This window comes from Marinobacter alkalisoli (assembly GCF_045449795.1).
In the GTDB taxonomy this organism is placed as follows: Bacteria; Pseudomonadota; Gammaproteobacteria; order Pseudomonadales; family Oleiphilaceae; genus Marinobacter.
Genome location: NZ_JBJJLB010000023.1, coordinates 37466 through 64090, shown reverse-complemented (window position 1 = coordinate 64090; position 26625 = coordinate 37466). Strand labels below are relative to the sequence as shown.

Here is a 26625-nt window from a genome sequence, read left to right as displayed (position 1 = left end):
CATTGCCCCCCGATATGTCGTCCATGATTTTTGCAGTGAGTCCATGCGCCTGATCCTCAGCCGAAAAGGGTTTGATTCTTCCGCCGGTGGGTGCCCAAGCTCGGTGTTGCCGGACGGTTCCCTGTGCGTGCTTCCCATTCCCGATAGCCAGTCCCGCATTCGCTACGATGAGGTTAGTCACGGCACAAGACGGCTGGGAAAGATTGCCCGGGATCTGACCCGGGGCAGAATCCGTGGCAACCACGGCGCCCATCTGGATCCGGACCTGATCGCTGACGCTATTCCGCGGGCGGATGGCTGGCGCCCGGTGCTGGGGCAGACAGGTTCCGCACAGGGCCATTTGCGCAATCAGGGGGTGACCACCGGTGATCTGTTCCTGTTCTTCGGAGTGTTTCGTCGCGCCGAGCTGTGGCAGAGGCGCTGGCGGTTTGTGCCGGGCTCGCGGTCGTTTCATGCCATCTGGGGCTGGTTGCACATTGGTGATGTTCACCGGATAGATGACCTGATGTCAGGCGCCTTGCCCTGGGCTGGCTATCATCCACACTTCCATGGCGAACCCGATCCCGGTAATACGCTGTACGTGTCGTCCGACCGATTTTCCCTGGCGGACCATAACAAGCGGTTTCCGGGTAGTGGCGTATTTACCCATCTCGCTGATCCCCTGGTTCTGAGCGACCCGGACGGGCGCCTGCCTACGCGGTGGCGGTTGCCCTCCGACTTCTTTCCCGGAGACGGCAGGCCGGCGCTTAGCTATCACACCCGGTTGGACCGCTGGCGGCTTGCACCACCGCATTGCTACCTGGATTGCGCCGCCCGTGGTCAGGAGTTTGTGCTGGACCTGAATGAATACCCGGGCGTGTCGGACTGGGTTTCGGCGTTGCTCAGAACTGGCCGTGACGCCCGGCACCATCCCTGAATTTTTTTGCGCCTTCCACGGCTTCTTCAAACACAACGGGGTAGCCGGCGGCGCCCTCCGCCACAAGCGCCTGCTGCATGTCCAGATCCCACTGATGAATCGCAGACGCCCGGTCCGCCAGCATGCATTGCCGGGGAAAGCTGGCAATGTCCCGAGCAAGTTTTCGAGCCGTTTCCAGCGCCATGCCATCAGCGACTTTGCGGCTGGCCAGGCCCATGTCCAGTGCTTCATCGGCTTGCACTGGCCGACCGGTGAGTATCATATCCATGGCGCGACCGTGGCCGATAATGCGGGGCAAGCGCACGGTACCGCCGTCGATCAGCGGTATGCCCCAGCGCCGACAGAAAACGCCAAATACCGCCGACTCCTCCACGACCCGCAAATCACACATCAACGCCAGTTCTAGGCCACCGGCAACCGCATAGCCGGAGATGGCTGCAATGACCGGTTTCGATAATGCCATCCTGGTGGGGCCCATGGGGCCGTGACCGGTGCCATGGGGATCGATCTCGTTGCGCCGCTGAGGATCATCCAGCGCGCTCAGATCCGCACCTGCGGAAAAGTTGCCGCCAGCACCGCAAAGCACGGCCACCTTCAATGTATGGTTTTGCTCGAATTCCATAAACGCCTGCCGCAGGGCGCTTGCCGTCGGTCTGTCCACGGCATTACGTTTTTCTGGTCGGTTGATGGTGATGGTCAGAATGCCGTCATCCACGGAGGTGAGCACGGGTTGGTCGGTCATGGGGATATCCTGTAGTGCCGATAACATGGGTCAGACGATGTAAAAATAGCATGCGGAGGGCGGATGGCCACGGGTGTCATCAAACTGTCACGGGACAGAGGCATGCTGGTTGTTATCAGGACGAGATGCATTGCGTTTGCGAATCGTGTCAATGCTTTAGCCGGGGACTTCCCCGGCTTTTTTATGTCCGGGAGTTGGAAGTCATACAATGAAAACAATCGCGTTTTACAGTCTCAAGGGTGGTGTCGGGAAAACGGCTTCAGCTGTCAATATTGCTTACCTGGCCAGTCAGGCGGGTTATTCCACACTGCTCTGGGACCTGGATCCACAGGGAGCCTCCAGCTGGTACCTTGCAGGTGCCAGCAGTGTTAAAGGTCGCAAATTGTCTGCGTTGATGAAAGGCAAGACACCCATCGCCGACTTTATTCGCGAAAGCGACTACGAGAATCTGGATTTCATTCCGTCACACACCAGCTTCCGCAATCTGGACGTCAAACTGGACCAGAATGACAGCGCCAACCTCATCAAGGAATGGCTGGCGCCGCTGTCGGAGGAAACCAGTCTGGTGGTGCTGGATTGTCCACCGTCGCTGTCACGGTTGTCAGAGCAGGTTCTGACGGCGGCGGACAAGGTGTTCGTGCCAGTGATTCCAACGTGGCTGTCGCTCAACAGTTGGCAGCAGTTGCGGGAAGTTGCCAGGGAGAAAAAACTCAAGCCTTCACGGCTGCACCCTTTTTATACCATGGCAGACCGCCGCAGAAACCTGCACCGTGAATTGATTGACGCACAGGACGAACGCCTGCCAGCCAGCCTGGCAACCATCATCCCCAACGCCAGCGTGGTGGAGCGGATGGGGGAGGAAGGCACGCCGGTGGAATTGCTGGCACCCAACTCGGTGGCGGCCGACGCCTATCGCAGGCTCTGGCGAGACATCAAGGCTCTGCTGTGAGGCAGGGGCCTCAGCTGCGACCCAACTGATCCCTGCGTAGCGACCGCTCCAGCCTTCGATGACTCTCGAACTGCTCTGACAGCACACCCTGTACGTACTGGATATGCCGCCCGGCGATCTCCCGCGCATCTTCGGCACGTCCTGCCATGATGGCTTCGAACAACTGTTGATGTTGCTCCATGAGTCCATTGCGGGTTTCCGCGGTCTTTGCGTACATACCGCCAATGTTGGTAACGACACTGTTCTTCAGCATGTTGAACAGCCCGCGAATGGTATGCAGCAGGATCACATTGTGGCTGGCTTCGGCAATGGCCAGGTGGAAGCGGGCGTCGGCGGCGCCTTCGGCGATGACATCCTGTTTGCTGTCGTCGCTGTAGCAGGCCTGCAGGGCTTCGTAGGCTTCCCTGAGTTGTGCCTTGTCCACTTCCGTGGCTCTCTGGGCGGCGTAATAGGCGCAGTCGCCTTCCAGGGTGCGGCGGAATTCCAGCAGGTCGCGGTGGGCGTCCGGGCGGTTTTCCAGCAACCCGATCAGCGGGTCGCTGAAACTGGAGCCGAGTGTTTCAGCCACATAATGCCCGCCCCCCTGACGACTAACCAGCAGACCCTTGGCCGCGAGTCGCTGAACCGCTTCCCGCAGGGAAGGACGGGATACCCCGAACTGCTCAGCCAGCAACCGCTCGGCTGGCAGCCGCTCCCCGGGTTTCAGGGTGCCTTCCAGAATCATGGTTTCCAGTTGCTCAACGATGGTGTCTGCAAGGCGCTTTGGTGAAATATGACCGATACCCATTCTATTCCCGCATCTTAGTGATTGGTCTGACCAATATCCGAATGGCTGTCATTTGACGTATTTGGACGGCGTTTTACCATGCCTGTCAGACTAATGTACTAACATCTATCTTTGACAGTCCGTTAACAACTCACTTACCTTATCAGACTATACCTGTAAATTGGTATTACCAATTTGCATTCGTCTCATCCCGTCCGGAGGACGTTAAACAATGAGCGAACTGTTTTATGACGCCGCCCCGAACGCTACCCGGGTGGCTCCTGCCCGGGAAACGGAGCGCCGCTATCCTGACAAGCCTGCGGAGGTATCGCTGTTCGGTACCTGTGTGGTGGACCTGTTCTTCCCGGAGGCGGGTCTGGATGCTATCCGTCTGCTGGAACAGCAGGGCATTCGCGTGCACTTTCCACAACAACAGAGCTGCTGCGGCCAGCCGGCGTGGACATCGGGTTACCGTGACGAGGCCCGGGCCGTGGCCCTGGCGCAGCTGGACCTCCTGGATAACGGTCGTCCGGTGGTGGTGCCTTCGGGTTCCTGCGCCGGCATGTTTCGCCATCACTACCGCGAGTTGTTCGCCGATGAGCCGGACAACCTGAAGCGTGCCGAGGACCTGGCCGAGCGCACGTTTGAGCTGACGGAGTTTTTGCTCAAGGTCTGCAAGGTCCAGCTCGTTGATCGTGGGAAGCAACACAGGATTGCCCTGCACACCTCCTGCACCGCCCGCCGGGAAATGAATACCCACCTGCACGCACGGGAACTGCTGGCCCAGCTCGCCAACGTGGAGCGAGTTGACCATGACCATGAGAGTGAGTGCTGCGGGTTTGGCGGCACCTTCTCCATACGCATGCCGGATATCTCCGGCGCCATGGTGCTGGACAAGACAACCGCCCTGCGGCAATCCGGTGCGGCCGAAGCCATCAGTGCGGACTGTGGTTGCCTGATGAACATCAACGGCGCGCTGGAAAAGCAGCAGCACGCGTTCCGCGGGCGCCATCTGGCCAGTTTTCTTTGGGAAAGGTGCGGGGAAGAGCTGCTTGGAGGTGAACAATGAACCAGCGCATTCCGGTGACTGAACTGGCCAGTGACTTCAAGGGCCGTGCCCATGAAGCGCTGGCCGACTCGCAGTTACGCTCCAACTTCCGTACCGCCATGGACTCACTGATGCGCAAGCGGGCTGAAGCGTTCAGCGATGAAGACGAGCGGGAAGGGCTGAGGGAGCTGGGCAACCGTATCCGCGCGCGTTCGCTCTCCAACCTGCCGGATCTGCTGGAACAACTGGAAACCCAACTCACCGCCAACGGTATAAAGGTGCATTGGGCAGAGACGGTTGAGGAAGCCAACGAGATTGTTCACGGCATCATTGAAGCCCATGACGGTCGACAGGTGGTGAAGGGTAAATCCATGGTCAGTGAAGAGATGGAGATGAACGACTATCTCGCCGACCGTGATATCGAATGCCTGGAGTCGGACATGGGGGAATACATCGTCCAGCTCGACGATGAAAAGCCTTCCCATATCATCATGCCGGCGATCCACAAGAACGCCCGCCAGGTGTCGGCGCTGTTCAACGAAAAGCTCGGCGAACACGTCTCCGAAGATGTGGATGAGCTGATCCAGACCGGACGACGCATCCTGCGCCGCAAGTTCCTTGAGGCCGACGTGGGGGTGTCTGGTGTGAACTTTGCCATTGCCGAAACCGGCACGTTGCTGCTGGTGGAGAACGAGGGTAACGGCCGCATGAGCACCACGTCGCCGCCGGTACACATCGCCGTGACCGGGATCGAAAAAGTGGTGTCCAACCTGCGGGATGTGGTGCCGCTGGTGTCCCTGCTGACCCGCTCAGCCCTGGGGCAGCCCATCACCACCTACATCAACATGATCTCCGGCCCGCGCAAGCCTGATGAACTGGACGGCCCGGAAGAAGTGCATCTGGTGTTGCTGGATAACGGGCGCACCGGCGCGTTTGCCGACGCTCAGATGCGCCAGACCCTGAATTGCATCCGTTGCGGCGCCTGCATGAACCATTGTCCGGTCTACACCCGGGTGGGGGGCCATACCTACGGGGAAGTCTATCCGGGACCGATCGGCAAGATTGTCACACCGCATATGGTGGGGCTGGACAAGGTGCCGGACCACCCCAGCGCGTCATCCCTGTGTGGCGCCTGCGGGGAAGTCTGCCCGGTGAAGATCCCCATTCCGGAACTGCTGCAGCGGCTGCGGCAGGAAAACGTTCAGTCTCCGGACCACGAGCCGGCCGCCGTGAAAGGGGCCGGCAGCAAGTACTCCCGCAAGGAGCGGATGATGTGGCGGGCCTGGGTGATGCTGAACACTCGTCCGTCCTTATATAAGCTTTTCCTGTGGGGCGCGACCCGTTTCAGGGCGCTTGCGCCCAAAAACGTGGGCCCGTGGACCGAGAATCACAGCGCCCCGGTGCCCGCTGCACGCTCTCTCCATGACCTCGCCAGGGATCATTTGAAGAATCCACCCAACGGGAGAGCGGGATCATGAGCGCTCGTGCCAATATTCTCAATAAGCTCAGAACCAGTCTGGCCGGTACAACGCCCCGCCCGGACGAATTCGACGAATCCCTGGTGACCGGCCCCTGGCGCTATCCCCCGGAGCAGCGCATTGCCCGGTTACGGGAGCTGATGGAAGCGGTGCATACCGAAGTGCATCAGACCCGACAGGATGACTGGCCGGCACTGGTCGCGGAGTTACTGGCGAAGCGAGAGATCGACAATCTGTTGTATGCCCCGGCCACGACTCATGGCGAGCAGTTAGCGAGTGCCTGGAAGGACCGAACAGGTGGGCCGGATTTGCAGGCCTATGACCGTCCCATTGAGGAGTGGAAGGCAGAGTTCTTCAATGACGTGCAGGCCAGCCTGACGGGCACCATTGGCGGCATTGCCGCAACGGGGTCGCTGGTGCTTTGGCCGGACCGGAATGAACCCAGGCTGATGAGCCTGGTGCCGCCAGTGCATATTGCCCTGCTCAAGGCCAGCGGGATTCACGATAACTGGTACGACATGATGACCGTCCAGAACTGGGCTGCGGGTCTGCCGACCAATACGTTACTGGTGTCCGGACCGTCCAAGACGGCGGATATCGAGCAGGTGCTGGCCTACGGTGCCCACGGACCGAAGGAACTGATAGTCCTCATCCTTGAGGACGTTTGACGGATTATTTCAACAACGTCTTGAACAGGTCCGAACCCATGTTCTCGGCACGGGCTTTCAGTGCCCGTGATGTCTGACGTGACTGGTAGCGGATGACATCGGCAATCTCCTTCGCCTGATCCGGTATCCGGACTTTTGATATGAGACTGACCAGTTCGTTCCAGTCGCTGTCTCCCAGCAGTTCCGAACGATTCAGCAGCCGTTCCAGCAGGGCGCCGTGGTCGGCCGCCATCAGACTGGCCAACAGTTCCTGACCCTTGCTGGGCAGGCGTCGGGCAAAACGGATCAGGGGGCGGATCTGGCCGGTGCCGATGCCGGCCGACACGATGGCCTGCAGTATGAAGTTATCGTTGAACACGCCCAGGGTGGTCAGTTCCTTGACCTCTTCGTCGGTCATTCTGCTCAGGAGCGTGAGGATGACTGCGGCATGATTCTGACGGACCGCGTCGCGAATGAAGGCCTCCAGAATATCCGCACCCTGGCGCAAGCCGACTTTGGCAACGAAAGCCTGCAAGTCAGCGTTCATGGCCTCGATCAAAGGGATGGTGTTAGCCATCAACCCCTCATCGTAGGCGGCTTTCATCAGTCCCTCCAGAACCTGCTCGTCCCGCAGGGCCTGCAAATGCACCAGTGACCGCTGGTGGCGTTCCTTGATGGTGTCCAGGGAGCGGAGGATCGGCCCCCAGAGCGCCTGGCTGTTCGCCACGTTGATCAGTTCGTTCAGGGTCTCGGGGTCACGTTCCACGATCAGGTTGGTGATGCGGCTCTGGATGTCCCGTCCGACCTGATCGAGTACCCACATCAGAATGGGCCAGGTGTCGCGGTTGCCGAGGCCGGCCAGAATGATCCGGTTGAGGCGTTCGTTGTCCACCAGACGGATGATGTCTCCGAGCTGTTCCGGCTCGTCCATGTAGAACACCGTGCGCAACAGGGCTACGTCATCGTCAACCAGTGTCAGTACCTGCCGAATGGCGGTGGAGGGCAGGGCATCTGCCAGCTGGCCGGCGGTAATGTGATGCTCCTGCTCGATCAGTGCTGCCGCCACGGCGGCAATCTGATCAGTGGGTATGTGCCGGATCAGTGTCCGCAGCGCCCGCGGATCCGCTTTCAGTGTCACCTCGGTGAGGAAATCCACGGGTAGCTGGCGGGTAATTTTGCCGACCTTCAACAGGTCGACAAATGGCAGAACCCGGGCGACGACGACGGGGCCGCAGCTGGTCGCGAGTTTTGCCGCCCGTTTTGCCGGCAGCGCCCTGACGAAGCAGGCCAGGCGCCGGAAGGTCGATGCGTGGTCCTCGTGGAGGGTGTCGAGCACGGCATCCCTGGTCTCTCTGATCTGACCGGGCTGGCAACCACTGGCCAGATTCCTCTGCGCGGCAGGGAGATCGCCAATGAGCGCCTGTAATTTTTCCAGTTCGGCTACCATTTGCAACGAGGACGTTTTCACTGCGATCCCCCCTCCGCCTTGTTGTCTTTTCCGACGGTCATGTTGAAAACCAGTCGTGATGGCAAAGGCAGGTGGCGTCGAGCTTCCTCAAGCTCACTCGCAATCTCCTGGCGGTGTGCGGCCAAGGTGCTCTCGGCATTGGCCCTCACCGCTTCCGCGAGTTCATCGGGCAGTGTTTTCAGAGCGCTGGAAAGTTTTGCTGAGGGTGTCATTGTGCGCCTTTTTACGTTTGTTCTTGTTAATTTGTTCTTGCAACCTTATTTTAAAAATGTGACATATGTCACGTAAATTGTCCGTATTCACAACAATAAGATTGTCAGGCGAGCGCAATGGACAAGCGAAAGCTAACGTCAGGATTACCGGTGCCGTCCGTACCGGGCAACCGTACCCTGCTGCGTCTCCGGTCAGCACTCGGGGAGTTACCGCCCGTTCAGCGTGCTGCGGCCGTTGCCTCGGAGGTTGAAAACCAGTTGCTTCTGGCGCTCAGGAACCGGCTGCAGAGGCTGGATGGTCATGGCTTGTCCCATGGGAATTCTGACGATGTCACGCCGACGCTGGTCACCGCCGATACCGCAGGCATTCTGAGAGACCTGCATCATCGTTCGATATACCAGACCAAAGAGTCCGCTACCGATGATCTGATCCGCATCATCGTGCAGCAACTGGTGCCTGATGAACTCCGGGTATTGGCGTTGGTGTCGGATGAGCAGCCCCACGCCATGTGTCATATGGAGGTGATAGGCCGGCTGGGTAAACCGGCCTATCGGCTGCGGGGCCACCTGAGCCGGATAGCCCAGGAGTCCGGACTGATGCTGGGCCAGTGGGCGCCTTATTATCTGAACCACCTGATCCAGCTGGGACTGATCGAAACCGGGCCTTCGTTCAAGACGTTGGTGCAGAACTACGAGAGTATCGAGAACGGTCTGGCGGTGCGCGCTCTGACGACCGATATAGAGAATCAGGCTGGCATGAAAGTGCGCTTTCAGCGGCTGTCCTTTTCAATTTCGGATCTCGGTAAAACCCTTTGGTCTAAAACCCTCGACTGCCGTGAGAATGACGAGTCACCGGGTGCGACGGGCAAACAATAAAAACGACTGGAAGTGCGAGTATGGAAGCGGTAGTGAATGACTTCGTGTCAAACCTGTGGCTGTATCTGTCGATGCCGGTGATCAGTGGTGTTGTCGGCTACGTCACCAACGTCATAGCCATCAAGATGATGTTCCAGCCGCTGGAGTTTGTGGGTAAGCCTCCGTTTCTGGGCTGGCAGGGCATCATTCCCCGGCGTGCGGCGAAAATGGCGGCTATTTCGGTGGAAACCATCACCACCCATCTCATCACTCAGGAAGAGATCTTCTCCCGCCTGGACGCCGACAAAGTGGCCAATGCGCTGGAGCCGGCGTTGAACGGCATGATCGAGGAAATCGTCGACCAGGTGATGCTGGAGTACGAACCGAGGCTCTGGGAATCCTTGCCGGAAATGGTCAAGCGGCAGATCTACAAGCGGGTTAAGCGGGATGCTCCCAAACTGATCAATGACATCATGAATCAGCTTAAGGTCAACATTTCCCAGATGTATGACCTTGAAGATATGGTGGTCACCAACCTGAGCCGTGATAAGGCCCTGTTGAACAAGATCTTCCAGGAAGTGGGCGCCGCCGAATTCCGTTTTATCGGGCGCTCGGGGCTTTATTTCGGTTTTGTGTTTGGTCTTGTCCAGATGTGTGTCTGGCTGTTCTTTCAGCAGGGCTGGCTTCTGCCAGCGTTCGGTCTGCTGGTGGGCTATGCCACCAACGCCATCGCCCTGCAGATGATCTTCAATCCCAAGGAGCTGATGCGCATTGGCCCGTTCAATATCCAGGGGCTGTTCATGAAGCGCCAGAATGAAGTGGCCAGTGATTACGGCCGTCTGGTTTCTTCCTACGTTCTGACGCCAGCGAATATCATAGAAGGCATTCTGAAGGGCCCATACGCGGACAAGGTGTTCGATATGATCGGCCGCCACGTACAGCGCGCAGTCGACGAGCAGACCAACCTGGCCAAGCCCTTCGTCACCTTTGCCGTGGGCACCCAGAATTACCGTGACATGAAGTCCAGTGCAGTAAAGCGGCTGATTCAGCGGTTGCCGGCCACACTGAAACACATCGAAGATTATGCCGATGAGGCCCTGGACCTGGAACATACCCTGTCGACCCGCCTGCAGAGCCTCAAACCCACGGAGTTCGAGGGCATGCTGAGGCCGGCATTTGAGCAGGATGAGTGGATACTGATTGCCGTTGGTGCGGCACTGGGCTTTTGTGTGGGGGTATTTCAGCTTACCTTCATGTTCGGTTAATGAGGCTGGCTCAGGGAATCCGTTATGGCAATTCAGATTACGGTTCGCAAGACATGGTTGGCCATTGCCGGCGTGTTGCTTATTCTGGCTATCGCATTGGGGATTACCGGCGCCTATTGGCTGTGGAAGAATGTGGGTGCGGAGCTGTTGCTTCGTGATCAGCAGGCGAAGGTGTCCATTCCCAGGCCGATGGCTGTGGGCATCGATATTCTGGACAGTCTGGATATTGAGCTGGATACCGTGCTCTCCACAACGGTGCCCATCGACCAGACTCTGACGCTGCCGATTCGCGACACCCTGAACGTGTCGGTGACTTTCGACAGCGCCGTACCGATACAGATGGTGGTTCCGCTACGTCAGAACATCGAGCTGGATCAGACAATTGCAGTGGACGGTAACGTGGAAGTCAAAGCGCTCGGCAAATGGTTTGAATTGCCGTTGCGCGGGGAGTTGCCGGTCAAGGCAACCATTCCTCTGGATGAGGAAATCGCGATTGACCAGATGGTGGATCTCAAGTTCACCGCTCCCGCCCAGGTTGAACTGCTGGAATCCCTGCAGGTACCCCTGAAAGTGGATATTGCCACGGATATTCCCCTGAAAACCGAGATGTCCGTGCCGGTCCGGTCACGCATCAATGCCTACGCCACTATCCTGGAACCGGCCGATGCCCTGCTGGCGGAAATGGATCTGGAGCTTCCCATCCGCGAGATTGGACTTTCCTGGTCGCCGCAGGATGAGTCGCAATCGAGTCCCTACGACGACACGCCGTCGGAGCAGCCAAGGCAATGAGTGCTCTTGGACGCTGGATTCTGTATGGCTGGCTGTTTGTGCTGATACTGGCGCTTGGCCTGGTCGGCGGGTTCTTGTTATACACACGCGTGATCATTGGCGTGTCCCTGACTGATCAGTTCGCATTGTTAAGGCTGCCTGCGGAACTGCGGGTTGACGCCCACACCGAGGAGAACGCCGAGCTTACTTTGCTGGGGCAGGTGGATGTCAGAGTGCCTTTCCGCCACGAAGCGCTGCCGCTGCCCTTGAAGGGGCAGTACCGCACGAACCTTGATCTGGACACGCAGATCCCCCTTCGCATGGAGATCCGCTATCGGGACACATTGACCGTTGAGACGGATCTGGACATTTCCGCCAATACCGGAATGATCTATTCCTGGCTGCCGGAGCTGCCGGTCAGGGGCGTGTTACCGGTACGGTTTGATCTGCCCGTGGATATCGTCGTGCCCGTCGATACCATGGTGCGTCTTCAGTACAGCGGGGAGGTGCTGGCGGCCATTGATCAGGTGGTCAGGCCCTCGGTGGATACCGAGTTGGTGACATCACTGAACCTGAATCTGGATGTCGAATCACCGGTAAAAAATCGTTTTTCGGCCACGGTCATTCCTGACCAGCGCTCGGTGCCCATTGTCCTCGACGACTCGGTTCTGGAGCTGCCTTTGCAGGATCTGGGCTTTTTCCGGGTGGATGGCGAGCGGTAGTTGCGCGCCGTCACTTACCCTGAAATCGTGGTTTCCGCTTTTGCTGGAAGGCGGACACGCCTTCGCTGAAGTCGGCCGTTGTAGTCATCTCCAGAAACGCCTGCCGCTCGGCTTCCAGGTGGTCGGCCAATGCTGTGCCACTTGCCTGATCGACCAGCCGGCGAAAAGCGCCAAAAGCCCGGCCAGGTCCTTCAGCGGCCTTTGCGATGGTGGTCGCCAGTACCTCATCGAACTGATCTTCCGGTGCAACACGGGTGACCAGGCCCCAGTGCTGGGCTTCCGTGGCGTTCAGGGTGCGGCCGAGGATCATCATTTCCGAGGCCCTTCCGGCACCGATCTTGTGGGGCAAAAACCACGTGCCACCGCAGTCCGGTACCGCGCCAATGCCGTTGTAGGCAATCAGGAAACGGGCGTTTTCCTCGGCAACGATCAGATCCGCCATCAGCGCAAGGCTGAGACCGGCACCCGCTGCCACGCCTTTCACCGAAGCAATGATCGGTGCGTCGATATCCCGCAACAGAAGGATGGCCGGATTCAGCGAATCCAGGGCGGTGTTGACCATTTGCCTGGCTTGCTGCCGGCCTCCGGCCATACCGGAAATGTCGCCCCCTGCCACAAACGCGCGACCGGCGCCCCGGAGCACCACACATCGCAGGCTTTGCTGTGAAGCCAGCCCCCTGACCGCCTCCAGGAAGGATTCAGCCATGGGAATGTTAATGGCGTTGAGTGAGTCGGGCCGATTAAAGGTCAGTGTTGCGACGCCGTTACTGCGGTCAAATTCGGATATCACGGTCGGTGTTGTCATTGTTGTTTTGCTCCTGCCCGGGCGTTTGCCGCCTGGCTGCATCTTTTCGTCCATCACGTCCGTTTCATAATAGGACACTGTGGCTTGGCCATTGTTGCGGGGTTGGACTATTTTTAGTTGGGTTCGGTCAGCAGTCCTGACAATAACAACAACCATAATCCTGGTTAAGCGTGACAAGATGTGAGTATCCTCGAGATCAATAACCTGTCTTTGTCCTTCGGTGGTGTAAAGGCATTGCAGGATGTCGGCTTCCGCGTGCCGGAAAGCACCATCACCACCATCATCGGTCCGAATGGCGCCGGCAAGACGTCCCTGTTCAATTGCATTTCCGGTTTTTACAAACCCCAGCAGGGCACGATCCGCTATCAGGGGGAGGTGCTTGCCAGCCGTATCAAACCGCCGCAGAGGGCTTCGCTGGGCCTGGCCCGAACCTTCCAGAATATTGCCCTGTTCCGGGGCATGACCGTACTCGACAACATCAAGCTTGGCGCCCACGTTCATATGAAAAGCGGCCTGCTGGGCTCGCTGGCGTACTTCGGAGCGGCGCGCCGGGAGGAAATGGCGATTCGCCGGGAAGTGGAACACCGCATCATCGATTTTCTGGAGATCGATCACATCCGCCGCCAGCCGGTGGCCAGCCTTTCCTATGGCCTGCAGAAGCGGGTGGAGCTGGCCCGTGCCCTGGCCATGCGCCCCAAGGTGCTGATGCTGGATGAGCCCGTGGCCGGGATGAACCGGGAAGAAAAGGAAGACATGGCCCGCTTTATCCTGGATATCCGCGAGGAGTGGGGCGTGACCGTGCTGATGGTGGAACACGACATGGGCATGGTGATGGATATCTCGGACCACATCGCGGTGCTCAATTTTGGCCAGGTGATCACCGAGGGCCTGCCGGAGGACGTGCAGCAAAACCCCGAGGTGATCAGGGCCTATCTGGGCAACAGCGACATCGACAGCCTGCGCGAAAAACTGAACGCTGGCGGGGAGGCGGCGTAATGGACTGGCTGTTCTTTGGTGAAATCAGTCTGGCCGGGTTGGCCATGGGCGGGCTCTATTCCCTGATCGCCCTGGGTTTCGTGATCATCTACAAGGCCACCCGGGTGATCAACTTTGCCATCGGCGAAATCATGATGTTCGCCGCTTACCTGTTCCTGGCCTTTGCCGGCGGCATGGAACTGTCGCCATGGATTGCGCTGCCGCTGGCGGTTCTCGGGGGCAGTATCCTGGGCGGTGTGATCGAAAAGGTGATGATCCGGCCGATGCTCGGGGAGTCGCCGATTGCGGTGGTGATGGTGACCATTGGTATCGCCAGCATCCTGGTGGGTGTGGTGGAGCTTTTCTGGAGTGCCGATCCCCAGTTGTTGCCCCGTTTCCTGCCCCGGGAACCGGTCTTTATCGGTCCTCTTTACCTCGCACCGAAAATCGCCTACGGCTTCCTGATTGGCGCCGCGCTGCTGATTCTGTATCTGCTGTATTTCCGCTTCTCCCGCGGCGGCGTCGCACTGCGGGCGACCGCGTCCGACCAGGCGGCGGCCTATTCCATGGGGATCAACGTGCGCCGGGTGTTTAACCTGGCCTGGGTATTCGGCTCCCTGGCCGCCTCTCTCGCTGGCGTACTGGTGGCAGCGACCGGTGGCCTGAGCCCCCAGTTCGGGATTATCGGCCTCAGTGTGCTGGTGGTGGTGATTGTCGGTGGCCTGGATAGCATTCTGGGCGCACTGGTTGCCGGGGTGTTCATCGGCTGGCTGGAGACCGTGGCCGGGGCCTACCTCGGTGGTGAATACCGGATGCCGGCCACGTTTCTGGTGCTGGCGGTCATCCTGGTGATTCGTCCCTACGGACTTTTCGGCACCCACGAAATAGAGCGAGTGTAGGATGCGCATTGGTGACGCAAAACAGACTTACGAGGCCGATGAGGCGATCTGGACCAGTGCCACCCAGAAATTCTGGTTTGCCCTGTTCCTGCTGACCTTGCTGGTGTTTCCGTTCATCGCGAACGCCTACCTGCTGTACCTGGGCTGCCTGGTGGGCATCGCGGTGATCAGTACCACCGGCCTCAATATTCTCACCGGTTTTACCGGGCTGATATCCCTGGGGCAGGCCGGTTTTATGGGTGTCGGCGGCTACACGGTTGCCTGGTTGTCGCTGAATACCGGGTTGCCGTTCCCGGTGACTCTGTTGCTGGCGGGGCTGATGGCGGCTGCGGTCGGCATCCTGGTGGGGTTGCCATCGCTGCGGGTCAAAGGTCTGTACCTGGCGATTGCGACCCTGGCGGCCGGTGTCTTCCTGCACTTTATCTTTGCCGAGTGGGAATCGGTTACCGGTGGCATGGGCGGACTGAGCCTGGAACCGGCCCATCTGTTCGGGTTTACCTTCCAGAGCGATTTCCGGATGTACTTTGTCATCGTGCCGCTTGCGGTGTTGATGTTGTTCGCGGCCAGTAATGTCTTCCGCACCCGTATTGGCCGTGCCTTCATTGCTATCCGGGATCGCGACATTTCCGCCGAGATTCTGGGTATCAACCTGCTGCACTATAAATTGATGTCCTTCGCGCTGAGCTCTTTTTATGCCGGTGTGGCTGGTGGGCTGTTTGCCTATTTTTACCGGGTGGTGACGCCGGAAAGCTTTCCCCTGTCCATGTCCATTTTCTATCTGGCGGCGGTGATTGTGGGCGGTATGGGCAACCTGCTGGGCGGCATTCTGGGCGCGGCGTTCATGACGCTGATCCCGGAAGTGCTCAAACTGCTGACGTCAGCGCTGACACCGTTTTACCCCAATGCGCCGGTGTTCATGTCGCCGATGCTGGAAATCATTTTCGGGGCATTGATCGTGGGCTTTCTGATTTTTGAACCTCATGGCCTGGCCGAGATCTGGCATCGCATCCGGCGGTTCTTCCGGCTGTGGCCATTCAGTACCTGATCGCGCTGCCACGCGACCCGTTGCAACACCAACAACAAGACGCAGCAAGGAGAAGACACATGTTCAGAAAACTATTCAGCAAAGGCCTTGGAAAGGGCCGCCAGCTCGCAGGGCTGAGTGGTCTGGTCGCGGCACTGACGATGACTGCGCCCGCCATGGCGCAGGACAAGGAGCCCATTGTGTTCGGCGGCTCGATCCCGCTGTCGGGGGTATTTGCCTTCGCCGGGGTGCATATTCACGCCGGCCTCACCGACTACACCAGCTGGATCAACAGCGAAGGGGGTATCAACGGACACCCGGTGGAGTATGTGATGGAGGATACCGGGTATGAAGTGGATCGCTCGGTGGCCGCGTTCAAAAAGATCTCCGGCAGCGACTCACCGGCGGTGTATTACGGTGACAGTACCGGTTTCATGAAAGCCATTGCCGCGGAACTGAACAGCCAGGGCGAGACGCTGATGAGCGGCGCCTCGTTCGCGACCGCGCTGACCGACAACGAGCAGTATCCGTTCCAGTTCATTCCGGGCCCGAGCTACAGCCAGATGTTCGGCATCATTCTTGAGTACATTGCTTCCGAAACCGGAGAGGGTGACAAGCCGACGCTGGCCTTTGTCTACAGCGATACCGAGTTCGGCAAGGATCCGATCGAGAATGGTAAAGCCCGCGCCGCCGAGCTGGGCATTGAAGTGGTCGAGGAGATCGTCACCAAGCCGGGCAGCGTGGACGTATCGGCGGAAGTGCTGAAGCTGCGCCGGGTTCGCCCCGATTATGTGGTGTTCCACGGCTATGTGCTGTCACCCATCAATGAGTTCATGGTGCAGATGCGCCAGATGGGTCTGGACACCAAGTTCATGGGCACTTTCTGGTCCTCCGACAAGCTGATCATCGACAAGATGGGCGAGGACGCCGACGGCTACATGGGTGTGATGCCCTATAACTACTACGACAGTGCAGAAAGCGGCCCGATGCTGGATGCGCTTCGCGCCCAGGCTGAGAAGAGTGATCCGGAGGCGGGCTACCGCCCCACCGGCTACATGCAGGGCTGGTTCAATGCCATGGTCTGGACCGAAGTCATCAAGCGCACACTGGATGCCGGCAAGGAGCTGACTGCAGAGAACATGGCGGCGTCGCTGGCTTCCATCGAAGACTGGGACACCGGCGGTATTATCGGTATTCCGGTGACGGTGCGGGACATGTCCTTCCCGGTCGGCCGTATCTGGCGGGTGAACGCCGAAGAGGGCCGTTACGAGCCGGTGTCGGACTGGATTCACCTCGACTGAGGCGCGGTATGGAAGCCTTACTGGAAATCGATAATATCGAGGTGGTCTACAACAAGTCGGTGCAGGTCCTTCGGGGCCTGTCACTGCGGGTGCCGAAGGGCGCCATTGTGGCGTTGTTGGGCTCCAATGGCGCTGGCAAGTCCACCACCCTGAAAAGCGTCTCCGGCCTGCTGGACCTGGAAGACGGCGAGGTAACCGCCGGTGAGGTGCGTTTCCGCGGTGCCGATGTGAAAGGAACCGCGCCGGAGAAGCTGGTCCGTAATGGCCTGTTTCATGTCATGGAGGGGCGCCGCGTTTTCGAAGACCTGACGGTGGAGGAAAACCTGATCGCCGCGACCTACGCCTTATCCGGCAAAAAAACGTCCCTGAGCGACAGTTATGAACTGGTCTACAACTACTTCCCGCGCCTGCGGGAACGCCGCAAGCAACTGGCGGGGTATCTGTCCGGCGGGGAGCAGCAAATGCTGGCACTGGGCCGCGCCCTGATCGCCCAGCCGGACCTGATCATGCTGGATGAGCCTTCCCTGGGGCTGGCGCCGTTGCTGGTGGAGGAAATCTTCACCATCGTGGCCCGTATCAATCGTGAGCAGGGCACGGCCATTCTGCTGGTGGAGCAGAATGCCGCGGTTTCCCTGGCGATTGCCTCCTATGGCTACATCATGGAAAACGGCAAGATCGTGATTGACGGCCCGGCCGACAAACTCACCGCCAATGAAGATGTGCAGGAATTTTACCTCGGGGTTGGCGGCGCCGGAGGCGAGGCCCGCAGTTACCGCGATATCAAGCATTACAAACGCCGTAAACGGTGGCTTTCATGACAACACCCGCCATTCCCGACCTGACCCTGACCCAGATGCTGAGAGCCCACGCCCGTGAGCGGCCGGATGGCCTGGCATTGCGCCAGAAGGACTTTGGTATCTGGCAGGCCTTTTCCTGGCAGGACTACTACCAGCGGGCCCGCCATTTCGGGCTGGGACTTCGCGCCCTTGGGCTTTCCGAGGGTGGCCATGTGGCCATCATCGCGGAGAACCGGGTGGAGTGGGTGATCGCGCAGATGGGCATCGGCGTGGTCGGGGGTATTTGCGTGGGGGTGTATCCCACCAGTCCCTGGAACGAGGTGGCCTATGTGCTGGAGCACAGCGATGCCGAAATCGTGGTGTGTGAAGACCAGGAGCAGACGGACAAAGTGCTGGAAGCCTGGCCGAAGTTGCCGCAACTGAAGCACAACATCGTGATCGACATGAAAGGACTGCGGTATTACGCCGAGCCACCGTCCGCGTTCGAGGACATTGAGGCCAGAGGGCGGGAGTTTGAGCAACAGCATCCGCAGTTGATCGATGATCTTCTGGATCGCCAGCGCATGGAAGACACCGCGCTGATGGTATACACCTCGGGCTCCACCGGTCGCCCCAAGGGCGCGATGGTCAGCTGGCATAACCTCCACGCCGCCGCGCCGGGACTGATTGAACTGCTGGACGTGGGCGAACATGATTCCAGTTTGTCCTACCTGCCGCTGTGCCATATCGCCGAGCAGGCTTTCACCAATATTGCCCCGATCTACGTGGGCAGCACGGTCAGTTTCGGCGAAAGCCTGCGTACCGTGCAGGAAGACCTGCGGGAAATCGCTCCGACGTTTTTCCTCGGGGTGCCAAGGATCTGGGAGAAACTTCATTCCTCCATTTACATCAAGATCCAGGAAACCGGTCGCTTGCGCCAGGGGCTGTTCAAGCGGGCAATGACGATCTGTGAGCCACTCGCCACCAAACCGCGGGCACGCTGGAACCTGATGGAGCGGCTGGTGTTTGGTGTCTGCTACTGGACCGTGTTCCGCGCGTTGCAGAACTTCATCGGGCTTCGTCGCTGCACCATCGCGCTTACCGGCGCTGCGCCTATTGCCACCGGTATTCTGACGTTCTTCCGCACCATCGGCATTCCCCTGGTGGAAGTCTATGGTCAGACCGAGAGCACCGGCGTCGCAACGGCCCAGCGCGTGGACAACGTACACCTGGGTACAGTTGGCGAGGCGATTGCCGGAGTGGAAGTCAAACTGGGCGAGCACAATGAGATCATCATGCGCGGTGGCAGCATGTTCCAGGGCTACTACAAGAACGATGATGCCACCCTCAGCACCCTGAAGGATGGCTGGTTGCACACCGGCGATGTGGGCGAATGGCGGGATGGTCAGTTGAAGATTGTCGATCGCCTGAAAGACATTATGATCACCGCCGGTGGCAAGAACCTCTCCCCCACGGAAATTGAAAACACCCTCAAGGCCAGCCCCTACATCAAGGAGTGCATCGTCATCGGCGAGGCTCGCAAGTTTGTGTCCGCCCTGATCCAGATTGACTTCGAGACCGTCGCCAAATGGGCCGAACAGGAGCGGATTGCCTACACCACCTTCCGCAGCCTGACCGAGCATGAACGGGTTAATGAGCTGATTCAGGCAGAGGTGAACAGGGGCAACGAACAGTTGCCCCAGGTAGCGCAGATCAAGCGCTTCCACCTGCTGACCAAGGAGCTGGACCACGACGATGACGAAGTAACCGCGACCATGAAAGTGCGACGCAGCAATATTTATGAGAAGTACAGCGGTGTGATTGAGTCGCTGTATGCCTGAAGTGGCTGGCGAAAACCTGGTTGCACTGAAGAACTGTCGCTTTTGCTTACAATTCGTTTCGCGAACCCTACTTTAAACTACGTAGTTTCCCCTACTTAGTGGTTATATTGGAATCAATGGATTTCCTACATTGCTCCCGGAGGGCACAACATGTTCGGTCGCCATCGCATTGCGGAATTGACAGAACAGCTGGAGGTTTCCCGTAACGACCATGCCAGGATGCGGCAAATTCTGGACGCCATCAGCTCTCAGATCGGCTATATCGAATTCAGTCGTTCCGGGGTGGTGGAATCGGCCAACGATATTCTGCTGTCTCTCGTGGGTTATCAGCGTCAGGAACTGATTGGCAAGCATCACCGATTGTTGTGTGATTCCACATACGCTTCATCCGCCGAATATCAGCGATTCTGGGAAGAGCTGGGGCGGGGTGTGTCTCAGCAGGGCACGTTCCCCCGCTATGCCAAGGACGGTCGCCGGGTCTGGCTGGAGGCAACCTACTTCCCCGTTACCGACGATGAGGGGCAAATCACCAAGGTTGTCAAAATCGCCTGGGACGCGACAGCGGCGCAGGACAAGGTCGCGGATGATACCGCGATGCTGGATGCGATCAACCGATACATGGCGGTCATCAAGTTCACACCGGATGGCGAGATACTGGAAGCCAATGACAACTTTCTGAGCACTACCGGTTACGCCCGGGAAGAAATTCTCCATCAGCATCATAAGATGTTCTGCTTCGATGATTTCTATCGCAACAACCCTGACTTCTGGAGCCGCCTGGCCCGGGGAGAAAGTTTTTCAGGACAGTTTGAACGCCGGGACAAAAGTGGCCGCAGCATCTGGCTGGAGGCCACCTACAGCCCGGTGTTGGATGCCGGAGGGCAGGTTTACAAGGTGATCAAGTTCGCCGCCGATATTACCTCCCGGATTGCCAACGCCCGGGAGGCTGCCGAAGTTGCCGCCTCCACCTCTGAAGAAACGTCACAAATCGCCACCGAGGCCAACCGCGCGCTTGCGGTTGCGGTGGAAACCTCAGAGTCGACCCAGGAGGAGGTGTCCAGCGCGGTGGAGGTGAGCCGGGACCTGGAAACCCAGGCCGAGCAGATTGGCAACATTGTCAGCACCATTCGTACCGTGGCGGAACAAACCAACCTGCTGGCGCTGAACGCGGCCATTGAGGCCGCCCGTGCCGGCGAAATGGGCCGGGGCTTTGCGGTGGTGGCGGACGAGGTTCGTCAACTGGCGGCCAAAACCGCTCACTCGCTGGAAGAGATTTCCGCCGTGGTGGGCAGGAACAGCCATTTGATCGGGTCTTTACGCTCCAGCATGGACGGGGTGTCCGAGCTGTCCCGCCGCAGTTCCAGTGAGATCTCCGGCGTTGCCAGTGGTATCCAGCAGGTGGAGAAAGGCATGACGGATCTTGCGGCTGTGGTGGCGCGGTTGACGAGTGAGGAGTGAGCCCCCTCACTCCAGGCCTGAACCTCATCCCTCTCCCCGTGCCCTGCGACAAGCAGCCAGGGCCTTCAGCGCGTCGATTTTCAGTGGCAGTTCCAGTGCCCACTGAATATCCACCCGCTCATACCCGATGTCAGACAGTATCTGATCGTTCTCCTCCAGCAGCGGTACAAACAAGCGCCGGAAATGGTGCCTGCGCCGAAAGATTCTGACCCAGAACTCAAGCGTTGCCATGAAGGCCAGCGGCGGTGTAGCCGGCATATAGAAGTCCAGACTGGGCGGCTGCTTGGGTGCATCAGGGCGCAGGGATGGGCGACGGAATTCCTGATAATTGCACATTTTGAATGTCTCCTTGATCAGTCATGAACGCTCTCTGCGAAACCCTGGGTACAGACCAGGGCGCGTTGTATAAGCATGCAATCTCACCTTTGATCAAACAAACGAAAAGATTTAACATCTGAGTTAAGAAAAGTTGAAAGGTGTGGGTTATGAACAGTTCCAATCCCGGGATCAGCCGTGAGACCGTTCCACTGCTGGATACCGATGTCCTGAGAACCTTCGTGGCGATTGCCGAGTGCGGCAGTTTTACCCGGGCCGCGAAACAGGTTTTTCGCACACCCTCGGCGCTGAGTATGCAGATAAAGCGCCTGGAAGAGATTCTTGGGCACGTTCTGTTTGTCCGTGAGGCCCGCCATGTCCGGCTGACCCCGGAAGGCGAGGTCCTGCTGGGCTATGGTCGGCGGTTGTTGCGGCTGAATGAGGAGGCAATACAGCAATTTCTGACGCCTACCCTGGAAGGCCGGGTCAGTCTCGGTACCTCAGACGACGTTGGTAGCCGTATTCTACCCGGGGTGCTTGCCCAGTTTGCACGATCATATCCTGCCGTTCAGGTGGATGTGGTGGTGGGCTCAAGTAAACAGCACCTTGAGCGCCTGGACGCCGGAGAACTGGATATGGCCCTGATCACCATAGGAAATCAGGGCCAGGAAATGCGGGGAGAGGTGGTCCATACGGAACCGCTGGTGTGGGCCGGCCGTGAAGGAGGAATTGCCGCCAACCGTTCGCCCTTACCGGTGGCCCTGGCCAGCCACGGGTGTGTCTGGCGCCGGATGGCCCTGAGGGCACTGGATGAAGCCGGTATGTCCTATCGCGTGGCCTATACCTGCGACAATTGCTCCGGCCAGGAAGCGGCGATGTTTGCGGATCTGGCGGTTTCACCTTTCCCGCTCAGCCTTGTTCGCCCGCCATTGCGAAAGCTGGACAGGGAAGGATTGCCGGCCCTTTCCGATTACCAGATTGCGCTGGTTCGGCACGGTGGCAATCCGGTGCAGGATGCGTTGGCAGGTCATGTGAAGGAAGCATTTGGTGATTTGAGGGGTTAGCCGCTCTCCCGCATCAGGTCTGCCGCTTTCTCCGCGATCATCACCGCCGGCGCATTGGTATTGCCGCCAATGATGCTGGGCATGATGGACGCATCCACTACCCGCAGCCCCTCCAGCCCGTGAACCCGCAACTGGGGATCGACAACCGCCATGTCATCGACCCCCATTTTGCAGGTGCCTACCGGGTGATACACGGTGTCGGTGCGTGACCGGAGCACGTCGCGGATGTCATCGTCGGTGGTGACGTTCGCGGTAAACGGGTCTTTGGTGATGAAGCGGGCGAGTGCCGGCGCTTTCATCAACCGATCGGTCATTTTGTAGCCGTTGACCATGGCCTCCAGATCATCCGGGTGGTCAAAGAATTTCGGGTCGATCACCGGAGGGGTTTGTGCCGAACTGTCCTTCAACGATACAGTGCCGCGGCTCTTCGGACGCAGCAGGCAGACGTGGCAGGAGAAACCGTGCCCCCCGTGCAGGGTACGGGCATGATCATCCACCAGGGCAATCACGAAATGCAGCTGGATATCGGGCGCCGCCTGCTGCGGATCGGTTTTGAGGAAGCCGCCGCCCTCCGCGAAGTTGGAGGCCAGCAGGCCGCGTCGTTCTTTGCGATAACGCAGGAACTGGCGGATGCCGTGCAGGCCGCCTTTCAGCGACAGACCCAGCAGGTTGCTGTCTTTGGATTTGTAGCCAAAGATGAAGTCCGGGTGGTCCTGAAGATTCTTGCCCACGCCGGGGAGATGATGGACCACAGGCACGTCGACCGCCTTGAGTTCGTCGGCATCCCCCACGCCGGACAACATCAGCAGTTGGGGAGACTGGAATGCGCCAGCGCTCAGCACCACTTCCTTGCGTGCACGAATCTGCCGTAGCTGGCCGTTTTGCAGAAACTCAACACCGACCGCGCGTTTACCTTCGAACAGAATGCGTTGGGCCAGCGCATCGGACTCTATGATCAGATTGGGACGGCTGTCGAGGTAGGGCGCCAGATATCCCCGGTAGGTGCTCCAGCGCTCGCCGTTGAGCTGAGTGACCTGGTACAGGCCAATCCCCTCCTGCTGAGGGCCGTTAAAATCGTCAGTCAGTGGGTAGCCGACCTGGCGGGCTGCCTCCAGATAATGCTGCTGGAATGGGTTGTCACTCTGAAGGTTGCTGACTTTCAGTGGCCCGTCGGTACCGTGCCATTCGTTGTTGAGCGTTTGATTGCCTTCGGATTTGAGGAAGTACGGCAGCACATCCTTGAACGCCCATCCGGTATTGCCCAGGGCGGCCCAATGGTCGTAATCACTGGCGTGGCCACGAATGTACGCCATGGCATTGATGGCGGACGAGCCACCCAGCACTTTGCCCCTCGGCTGGTAACCTCGCCGACCGTTCAGCCCCGGCTGCGGCACGGTCTCAAACGCCCAGTTGTTGATGTTCTTCGGCACCATCGCGACCACGGCCGCGGGTGTCTGGATCAGCCAGCTGGCACCCTTGCGTGATCCGGCCTCAATCAGGGCAACGGTGGAATTGGCGTCCTCACTCAGCCGACCCGCAAGTGCACAGCCGCTGGAACCACCGCCTACAATCACATAATCCACTGTTTGCATTGCCGATCACCTTTGAAATTCTTGTTTTAGAGGGAGGGGTACAGATTTACCGCAATAAGGAGAGTGTGGGAAGCGGGGGTATTTCTGAAGGTGATTCTGGGCCAGTTTTCGGCAGGCAACTATTGGCGTGTGTGAGCGGTGCCGCCGACTTCGTTGATGAAGTGACGGCACCGTGTTTTGCCGGGAAGCTGTCTCCAGCCCGGGAAACCAGCCTCTTATGAAGGCTTCATGCGCCTTTTGTCTGAAGGATGATCATTGACCCTGGCGCGGGTGGCTTTGCAGGTAGTCGCTCGTCAGGGCAGATAATGCCTTGATGCCGGTGACCAGTGCCTTGTCATCCACATAGAACTCCGGTGAATGATTGGGAGCCGCATCCTTCATGTTTTCCCTCGGCGTCACACCGAGGAAAAAGAACAGCCCGGGCACTTCCTTCGCATAATACGAAAAGTCCTCGGAACCGGTGACCAGTGGCACTTCGAACACCTGCTTGGGAGCGACACGCTTCAGGGTGGGGAGCATCTGTTGGGTGAGGGCAGGATCGTTCACCGTCGTGGCGTAATTGTTAATGATAGAAACGTCTGCTTCAGCGCCGGAAGCGTGAGCAATATGTTCCGTGGTCGTGGTCACGTGTTCATTCACCTGCTGCTGCACGTCATCGTCAAAGGTGCGGATGGTCCCGCTCATTTTGACGGAGTCCGGAATGATATTGTGGCGGGAGCCGCCGTCAATGGTGCCGATAGTGACAACCGCAGGAGCCGGCATGATGTTGGTCTTGCGGCTGACCACCGTTTGCAGTCCGTTGATGATCTGGGCACTTGCTACGATGGGGTCAACGCCATCCCAGGGCTGTGCACCGTGGGTTTGCTCACCTTTCACCGTGATATAGAGATCCGAGCTGCTGGCCATCGTGGGGCCGCTACGGTAGCCGATGATTCCGGTGGGGGCTTTTGAGGTCACATGAAGCCCGAAGATCGCGTCCACATCCGGGTTCTTGAGAACCCCTTCCTCCACCATCAGGCGGGCACCAAAGTGCTGTTCGCCTTTATAGACGTAGTCGCTGGGCCCCTCTTCAGCCGGCTGGAAAATGAACTTCACGGTACCCGGAAGTTGATCCCGGACGTTGGCGAGGTTCTGGGCGACCGCCATCAGGATAGCGACGTGGGCGTCGTGCCCGCAGGCGTGCATGACGTGAGTTTCCTCCCCCTGGTATTTCTGGATAACTTCAGACGCATAGGGCAGCCCGGTACGCTCCTTGACGGGCAGCGCATCCATGTCTGCCCTGAGACCCACCACCGGCCCGGGAAGGCCGCCTTTAAGGATGCCTACTACACCGGTTTTCCCGACATCGGTTTGGACCTCCATTCCCAGCTTGCGGAGATGGTCGGCGACCAGCTTGGCGGTTCGGTGCTCCTGATTACCGAGTTCGGGGTGTTGGTGTACGTCATGGCGCCATTCGATGGCTTGCTGGTGAACAGATTCAGCGCCCTGTATGACCTGGTCTGTCAGTGATTGGTCTGCCATAACCAGTGGGGTCGTGACGGTTGTACAGGCAAGCGTGGCCCGTAGCAGTGCTTTACGCATGCTTTTCTCCTTGCGATTGTTGTTTATGATTTGGATGTGTCGACGTTGACTAAGGGGGAGGGGAATGTTGGTACTCAGAGGGTGAGCAGCCAAACCATTCCCGGAATGCCCGATAGAATTGGGCCGTCTGTCGGTACCCAAGAAGCGAGGCCGTTACTTCGTTGGCGTAACCTCTTGCAAGGTAGTTTCTGGCGAGTTTTCGGCGACTCTGATCCAGTATGTCCCGGAAGGTCGATCCCTCCGCGCGAATATGACGTTGCAAGGAGCGCGGACTCACAGCCAGCAGGTTCGCGCACCGGTCGATATGCGCCTCTCCCCGGCGGGACAGCGCCGGAATCAGGATTTCAACGGATTCCAGCCAGTTGGGGTGCCCCTGTAATTGCTTGAGCCGACGTTCGCGCTTTGCCAGTTTTTCCACAGGGCACGTTTCCCAGTCGAGCTGTCGATTGAGCTGTTCCGGAGAAAACTGAATAGCCGGCTCGCTACCGCCAAAGTGCACAGGGGCGGGAAATAAATGATGATACTGATCCTGAATGGCGAGCGGAGGCACATGGTTAAGCCTGATGAAATCAATCGACTGGATGCCCAGTGCCAGCAGAATTCGCGAAAAGCTATAAACCATCGCATCAAGTTGTTCGTGGGCCCCCGAGTAGCCGGTTGCCGGCGTTATCCGAAGAGTGGCTGAATCAGGATTGGTTTGCAGCTTGATGGTGCAAAGATCCGAGTTCACTTTCATGTAACGACAGAGCAGTGAGATGGCTTCGTCCAGACTCAGGGCACCCGCCAGGAATGTCCTTCCCATGAACCCGGGGTCGTAGTTCAGGTGGCTGTAGGCCTTTGCCAGCAGGAGTGGGTCGTCGCGGCCTTCGGCAATAACGGTCTGGAATTCCAGAAGGCGTTTCAGGGGGATGCGAGCGGAAGCCGAGTGCGGCCGCGTCCCTATCATTGTGCTCAAGGACGCTTCCAGCGTCGTCGGGTCGACAACGTGCCTCAATCCCTTGACCGTCGTCAGGAAATGTTCGCGGGAGACCGATGATTCAGGAGTCGCTTCGAGCATGGTGTTTTTGTCTTGTTGTTCGGACGTCAGACCGTCGCCTCAGATTAGAACTCACCTGAGACCTTATGTGAAGAAATTACCGTCTGGGGAGGTGTGTGGGC

Annotated in this window: 26 protein-coding genes; 17 read left to right on the top strand and 9 right to left on the bottom strand. The window is 58.7% G+C overall.

The window, feature by feature from the left end; all coding sequences use genetic code 11:
* The first annotated feature begins 43 nt into the window (after positions 1 to 43).
* Positions 44 to 916 carry an Nmad3 family putative nucleotide modification protein gene (locus ACJO3M_RS11320; protein WP_407001476.1) on the top strand — a complete coding sequence of 291 codons (873 nt, stop codon included), beginning with the start codon at positions 44 to 46 and terminating at the stop codon, positions 914 to 916.
* Here ACJO3M_RS11320 and ACJO3M_RS11315 read toward each other — a convergent pair.
* Positions 882 to 1658, bottom strand: a complete 777-nt coding sequence (locus tag ACJO3M_RS11315; protein WP_407001475.1) for a crotonase/enoyl-CoA hydratase family protein — start codon at positions 1656 to 1658, stop codon at positions 882 to 884. The two genes, ACJO3M_RS11320 and ACJO3M_RS11315, sit on opposite strands and share 35 nt — an antisense overlap.
* 208 nt (positions 1659 to 1866) lie before the next feature.
* Between ACJO3M_RS11315 and ACJO3M_RS11310 the strand changes: the two genes are divergently transcribed.
* A complete protein-coding gene (locus ACJO3M_RS11310) occupies positions 1867 to 2607 on the top strand; it encodes a ParA family protein (RefSeq protein ID WP_407001474.1) in 741 nt (246 codons plus the stop codon).
* 10 nt (positions 2608 to 2617) lie between these two features.
* On the opposite strand, the gene ACJO3M_RS11305 is transcribed toward ACJO3M_RS11310, so the two are convergent.
* Entirely contained in the window at positions 2618 to 3394 is a 777-nt protein-coding gene (locus ACJO3M_RS11305) for an FCD domain-containing protein (RefSeq protein ID WP_407001473.1), read from the bottom strand.
* 211 nt (positions 3395 to 3605) lie between these two features.
* On the opposite strand from ACJO3M_RS11305, the gene ACJO3M_RS11300 reads away from it, so the two are divergent.
* From ACJO3M_RS11300 to ACJO3M_RS11290, 3 genes are read left to right on the top strand one after another with little or no spacing between them, the layout of a single operon-like run.
* The gene (locus ACJO3M_RS11300; RefSeq protein ID WP_407001472.1) at positions 3606 to 4442 is read left to right on the top strand and encodes a (Fe-S)-binding protein; all 837 of its coding nucleotides are present in this window, start codon (positions 3606 to 3608) and stop codon (positions 4440 to 4442) included.
* The gene (locus ACJO3M_RS11295) at positions 4439 to 5899 is read left to right on the top strand and encodes a LutB/LldF family L-lactate oxidation iron-sulfur protein (protein WP_407001471.1); all 1461 of its coding nucleotides are present in this window, start codon (positions 4439 to 4441) and stop codon (positions 5897 to 5899) included. Before ACJO3M_RS11300 ends, ACJO3M_RS11295 begins: the two co-directional genes overlap by 4 nt.
* Positions 5896 to 6567, top strand: a complete 672-nt coding sequence (locus ACJO3M_RS11290; protein ID WP_407001470.1) for a LutC/YkgG family protein — start codon at positions 5896 to 5898, stop codon at positions 6565 to 6567. Before ACJO3M_RS11295 ends, ACJO3M_RS11290 begins: the two co-directional genes overlap by 4 nt.
* Positions 6568 to 6571: 4 nt before the next feature.
* On the opposite strand, the gene ACJO3M_RS11285 is transcribed toward ACJO3M_RS11290, so the two are convergent.
* Positions 6572 to 8014, bottom strand: coding sequence for a hypothetical protein (locus ACJO3M_RS11285; protein WP_407001469.1), 1443 nt, complete (start codon positions 8012 to 8014; stop codon positions 6572 to 6574).
* Positions 8011 to 8226, bottom strand: coding sequence for a hypothetical protein (locus ACJO3M_RS11280; protein ID WP_407001468.1), 216 nt, complete (start codon positions 8224 to 8226; stop codon positions 8011 to 8013). Before ACJO3M_RS11280 ends, ACJO3M_RS11285 begins: the two co-directional genes overlap by 4 nt.
* Before the next feature lie 117 nt (positions 8227 to 8343).
* Between ACJO3M_RS11280 and ACJO3M_RS11275 the strand changes: the two genes are divergently transcribed.
* From ACJO3M_RS11275 to ACJO3M_RS11260, 4 genes are read left to right on the top strand one after another with little or no spacing between them, the layout of a single operon-like run.
* Positions 8344 to 9102 (top strand): Abi-alpha family protein, encoded by a 759-nt coding sequence (locus ACJO3M_RS11275; RefSeq protein ID WP_407001467.1) that lies wholly within the window; start codon positions 8344 to 8346, stop codon positions 9100 to 9102.
* Positions 9103 to 9122: 20 nt separating this feature from the next.
* Positions 9123 to 10346, top strand: coding sequence for a DUF445 family protein (locus ACJO3M_RS11270; protein WP_407001466.1), 1224 nt, complete (start codon positions 9123 to 9125; stop codon positions 10344 to 10346).
* Positions 10347 to 10370: 24 nt separating this feature from the next.
* Positions 10371 to 11135: a hypothetical protein gene (locus ACJO3M_RS11265; protein ID WP_407001465.1), complete on the top strand. Its 765-nt coding sequence runs from the start codon at positions 10371 to 10373 to the stop codon at positions 11133 to 11135.
* On the top strand, positions 11132 to 11836 hold the full coding sequence (locus tag ACJO3M_RS11260; protein WP_407001464.1) for a hypothetical protein: 705 nt from the start codon (positions 11132 to 11134) through the stop codon (positions 11834 to 11836). The genes ACJO3M_RS11265 and ACJO3M_RS11260 overlap by 4 nt, the downstream gene beginning before the upstream one ends.
* Positions 11837 to 11846: 10 nt before the next feature.
* On the opposite strand, the gene ACJO3M_RS11255 is transcribed toward ACJO3M_RS11260, so the two are convergent.
* Positions 11847 to 12641, bottom strand: coding sequence for an enoyl-CoA hydratase-related protein (locus tag ACJO3M_RS11255; protein ID WP_407001463.1), 795 nt, complete (start codon positions 12639 to 12641; stop codon positions 11847 to 11849).
* A 180-nt stretch (positions 12642 to 12821) separates the two neighbouring features.
* Between ACJO3M_RS11255 and ACJO3M_RS11250 the strand changes: the two genes are divergently transcribed.
* From ACJO3M_RS11250 to ACJO3M_RS11220, 7 genes are all read left to right on the top strand, one after another.
* On the top strand, positions 12822 to 13637 hold the full coding sequence (locus tag ACJO3M_RS11250) for an ABC transporter ATP-binding protein (protein ID WP_407001462.1): 816 nt from the start codon (positions 12822 to 12824) through the stop codon (positions 13635 to 13637).
* Positions 13637 to 14515, top strand: coding sequence for a branched-chain amino acid ABC transporter permease (locus ACJO3M_RS11245; RefSeq protein ID WP_407001461.1), 879 nt, complete (start codon positions 13637 to 13639; stop codon positions 14513 to 14515). Before ACJO3M_RS11250 ends, ACJO3M_RS11245 begins: the two co-directional genes overlap by 1 nt.
* A 1-nt stretch (position 14516) precedes the next feature.
* Positions 14517 to 15560: a branched-chain amino acid ABC transporter permease gene (locus ACJO3M_RS11240; RefSeq protein WP_407001460.1), complete on the top strand. Its 1044-nt coding sequence runs from the start codon at positions 14517 to 14519 to the stop codon at positions 15558 to 15560.
* Positions 15561 to 15619: 59 nt separating this feature from the next.
* Entirely contained in the window at positions 15620 to 16840 is a 1221-nt protein-coding gene (locus ACJO3M_RS11235; protein WP_407001459.1) for an ABC transporter substrate-binding protein, read from the top strand.
* 8 nt (positions 16841 to 16848) lie between these two features.
* The gene (locus ACJO3M_RS11230; RefSeq protein ID WP_407001458.1) at positions 16849 to 17658 is read left to right on the top strand and encodes an ABC transporter ATP-binding protein; all 810 of its coding nucleotides are present in this window, start codon (positions 16849 to 16851) and stop codon (positions 17656 to 17658) included.
* Positions 17655 to 19457 carry an AMP-dependent synthetase/ligase gene (locus tag ACJO3M_RS11225; RefSeq protein ID WP_407001457.1) on the top strand — a complete coding sequence of 601 codons (1803 nt, stop codon included), beginning with the start codon at positions 17655 to 17657 and terminating at the stop codon, positions 19455 to 19457. The genes ACJO3M_RS11230 and ACJO3M_RS11225 overlap by 4 nt, the downstream gene beginning before the upstream one ends.
* A 150-nt stretch (positions 19458 to 19607) precedes the next feature.
* Entirely contained in the window at positions 19608 to 20915 is a 1308-nt protein-coding gene (locus tag ACJO3M_RS11220) for a methyl-accepting chemotaxis protein (protein ID WP_407001456.1), read from the top strand.
* Positions 20916 to 20939: 24 nt separating this feature from the next.
* Here ACJO3M_RS11220 and ACJO3M_RS11215 read toward each other — a convergent pair whose 3' ends face one another.
* Positions 20940 to 21251, bottom strand: a complete 312-nt coding sequence (locus tag ACJO3M_RS11215) for a hypothetical protein (protein WP_407001455.1) — start codon at positions 21249 to 21251, stop codon at positions 20940 to 20942.
* A 149-nt stretch (positions 21252 to 21400) separates the two neighbouring features.
* Here ACJO3M_RS11215 and ACJO3M_RS11210 point away from each other — a divergent pair, with 149 nt between their 5' ends.
* Complete coding sequence (locus tag ACJO3M_RS11210) at positions 21401 to 22294, top strand: LysR substrate-binding domain-containing protein (protein WP_407001454.1); 894 nt, start codon at positions 21401 to 21403, stop codon at positions 22292 to 22294.
* Here the strand turns inward: ACJO3M_RS11210 and ACJO3M_RS11205 are convergent.
* From ACJO3M_RS11205 to ACJO3M_RS11195, 3 genes are all read right to left on the bottom strand, one after another.
* Positions 22291 to 23886 (bottom strand): GMC family oxidoreductase, encoded by a 1596-nt coding sequence (locus tag ACJO3M_RS11205; protein WP_407001453.1) that lies wholly within the window; start codon positions 23884 to 23886, stop codon positions 22291 to 22293. The genes ACJO3M_RS11210 and ACJO3M_RS11205 overlap by 4 nt on opposite strands.
* A gap of 252 nt (positions 23887 to 24138) precedes the next feature.
* Positions 24139 to 25467: an amidohydrolase gene (locus ACJO3M_RS11200; RefSeq protein ID WP_407001452.1), complete on the bottom strand. Its 1329-nt coding sequence runs from the start codon at positions 25465 to 25467 to the stop codon at positions 24139 to 24141.
* A gap of 49 nt (positions 25468 to 25516) precedes the next feature.
* A complete protein-coding gene (locus ACJO3M_RS11195) occupies positions 25517 to 26524 on the bottom strand; it encodes a helix-turn-helix domain-containing protein (RefSeq protein ID WP_407001451.1) in 1008 nt (335 codons plus the stop codon).
* Positions 26525 to 26625 lie beyond the last annotated feature (101 nt).

Excerpts from the sequence above, each read along its gene's own strand:
- ACJO3M_RS11245 (WP_407001461.1), top strand. The coding sequence starts at position 13,637 with ATGGACTGGCTGTTCTTTGGTGAAATCAGTCTGGCCGGGTTGGCCATG.
- ACJO3M_RS11310 (WP_407001474.1), top strand. The coding sequence starts at position 1,867 with ATGAAAACAATCGCGTTTTACAGTCTCAAGGGTGGTGTCGGGAAAACG.
- ACJO3M_RS11220 (WP_407001456.1), top strand. The coding sequence starts at position 19,608 with ATGTTCGGTCGCCATCGCATTGCGGAATTGACAGAACAGCTGGAGGTT.
- ACJO3M_RS11260 (WP_407001464.1), top strand. The coding sequence starts at position 11,132 with ATGAGTGCTCTTGGACGCTGGATTCTGTATGGCTGGCTGTTTGTGCTG.
- ACJO3M_RS11305 (WP_407001473.1), bottom strand. The coding sequence starts at position 3,394 with ATGGGTATCGGTCATATTTCACCAAAGCGCCTTGCAGACACCATCGTT.
- ACJO3M_RS11320 (WP_407001476.1), top strand. The coding sequence starts at position 44 with ATGCGCCTGATCCTCAGCCGAAAAGGGTTTGATTCTTCCGCCGGTGGG.
- ACJO3M_RS11280 (WP_407001468.1), bottom strand. The coding sequence starts at position 8,226 with ATGACACCCTCAGCAAAACTTTCCAGCGCTCTGAAAACACTGCCCGAT.
- ACJO3M_RS11290 (WP_407001470.1), top strand. The coding sequence starts at position 5,896 with ATGAGCGCTCGTGCCAATATTCTCAATAAGCTCAGAACCAGTCTGGCC.
- ACJO3M_RS11275 (WP_407001467.1), top strand. The coding sequence starts at position 8,344 with ATGGACAAGCGAAAGCTAACGTCAGGATTACCGGTGCCGTCCGTACCG.
- ACJO3M_RS11295 (WP_407001471.1), top strand. The coding sequence starts at position 4,439 with ATGAACCAGCGCATTCCGGTGACTGAACTGGCCAGTGACTTCAAGGGC.
- ACJO3M_RS11225 (WP_407001457.1), top strand. The coding sequence starts at position 17,655 with ATGACAACACCCGCCATTCCCGACCTGACCCTGACCCAGATGCTGAGA.
- ACJO3M_RS11270 (WP_407001466.1), top strand. The coding sequence starts at position 9,123 with ATGGAAGCGGTAGTGAATGACTTCGTGTCAAACCTGTGGCTGTATCTG.
- ACJO3M_RS11315 (WP_407001475.1), bottom strand. The coding sequence starts at position 1,658 with ATGACCGACCAACCCGTGCTCACCTCCGTGGATGACGGCATTCTGACC.
- ACJO3M_RS11255 (WP_407001463.1), bottom strand. The coding sequence starts at position 12,641 with ATGACAACACCGACCGTGATATCCGAATTTGACCGCAGTAACGGCGTC.
- ACJO3M_RS11240 (WP_407001460.1), top strand. The coding sequence starts at position 14,517 with ATGCGCATTGGTGACGCAAAACAGACTTACGAGGCCGATGAGGCGATC.
- ACJO3M_RS11195 (WP_407001451.1), bottom strand. The coding sequence starts at position 26,524 with ATGCTCGAAGCGACTCCTGAATCATCGGTCTCCCGCGAACATTTCCTG.
- ACJO3M_RS11210 (WP_407001454.1), top strand. The coding sequence starts at position 21,401 with ATGAACAGTTCCAATCCCGGGATCAGCCGTGAGACCGTTCCACTGCTG.
- ACJO3M_RS11205 (WP_407001453.1), bottom strand. The coding sequence starts at position 23,886 with ATGCAAACAGTGGATTATGTGATTGTAGGCGGTGGTTCCAGCGGCTGT.
- ACJO3M_RS11230 (WP_407001458.1), top strand. The coding sequence starts at position 16,849 with ATGGAAGCCTTACTGGAAATCGATAATATCGAGGTGGTCTACAACAAG.
- ACJO3M_RS11200 (WP_407001452.1), bottom strand. The coding sequence starts at position 25,467 with ATGCGTAAAGCACTGCTACGGGCCACGCTTGCCTGTACAACCGTCACG.
- ACJO3M_RS11235 (WP_407001459.1), top strand. The coding sequence starts at position 15,620 with ATGTTCAGAAAACTATTCAGCAAAGGCCTTGGAAAGGGCCGCCAGCTC.
- ACJO3M_RS11265 (WP_407001465.1), top strand. The coding sequence starts at position 10,371 with ATGGCAATTCAGATTACGGTTCGCAAGACATGGTTGGCCATTGCCGGC.
- ACJO3M_RS11215 (WP_407001455.1), bottom strand. The coding sequence starts at position 21,251 with ATGTGCAATTATCAGGAATTCCGTCGCCCATCCCTGCGCCCTGATGCA.
- ACJO3M_RS11300 (WP_407001472.1), top strand. The coding sequence starts at position 3,606 with ATGAGCGAACTGTTTTATGACGCCGCCCCGAACGCTACCCGGGTGGCT.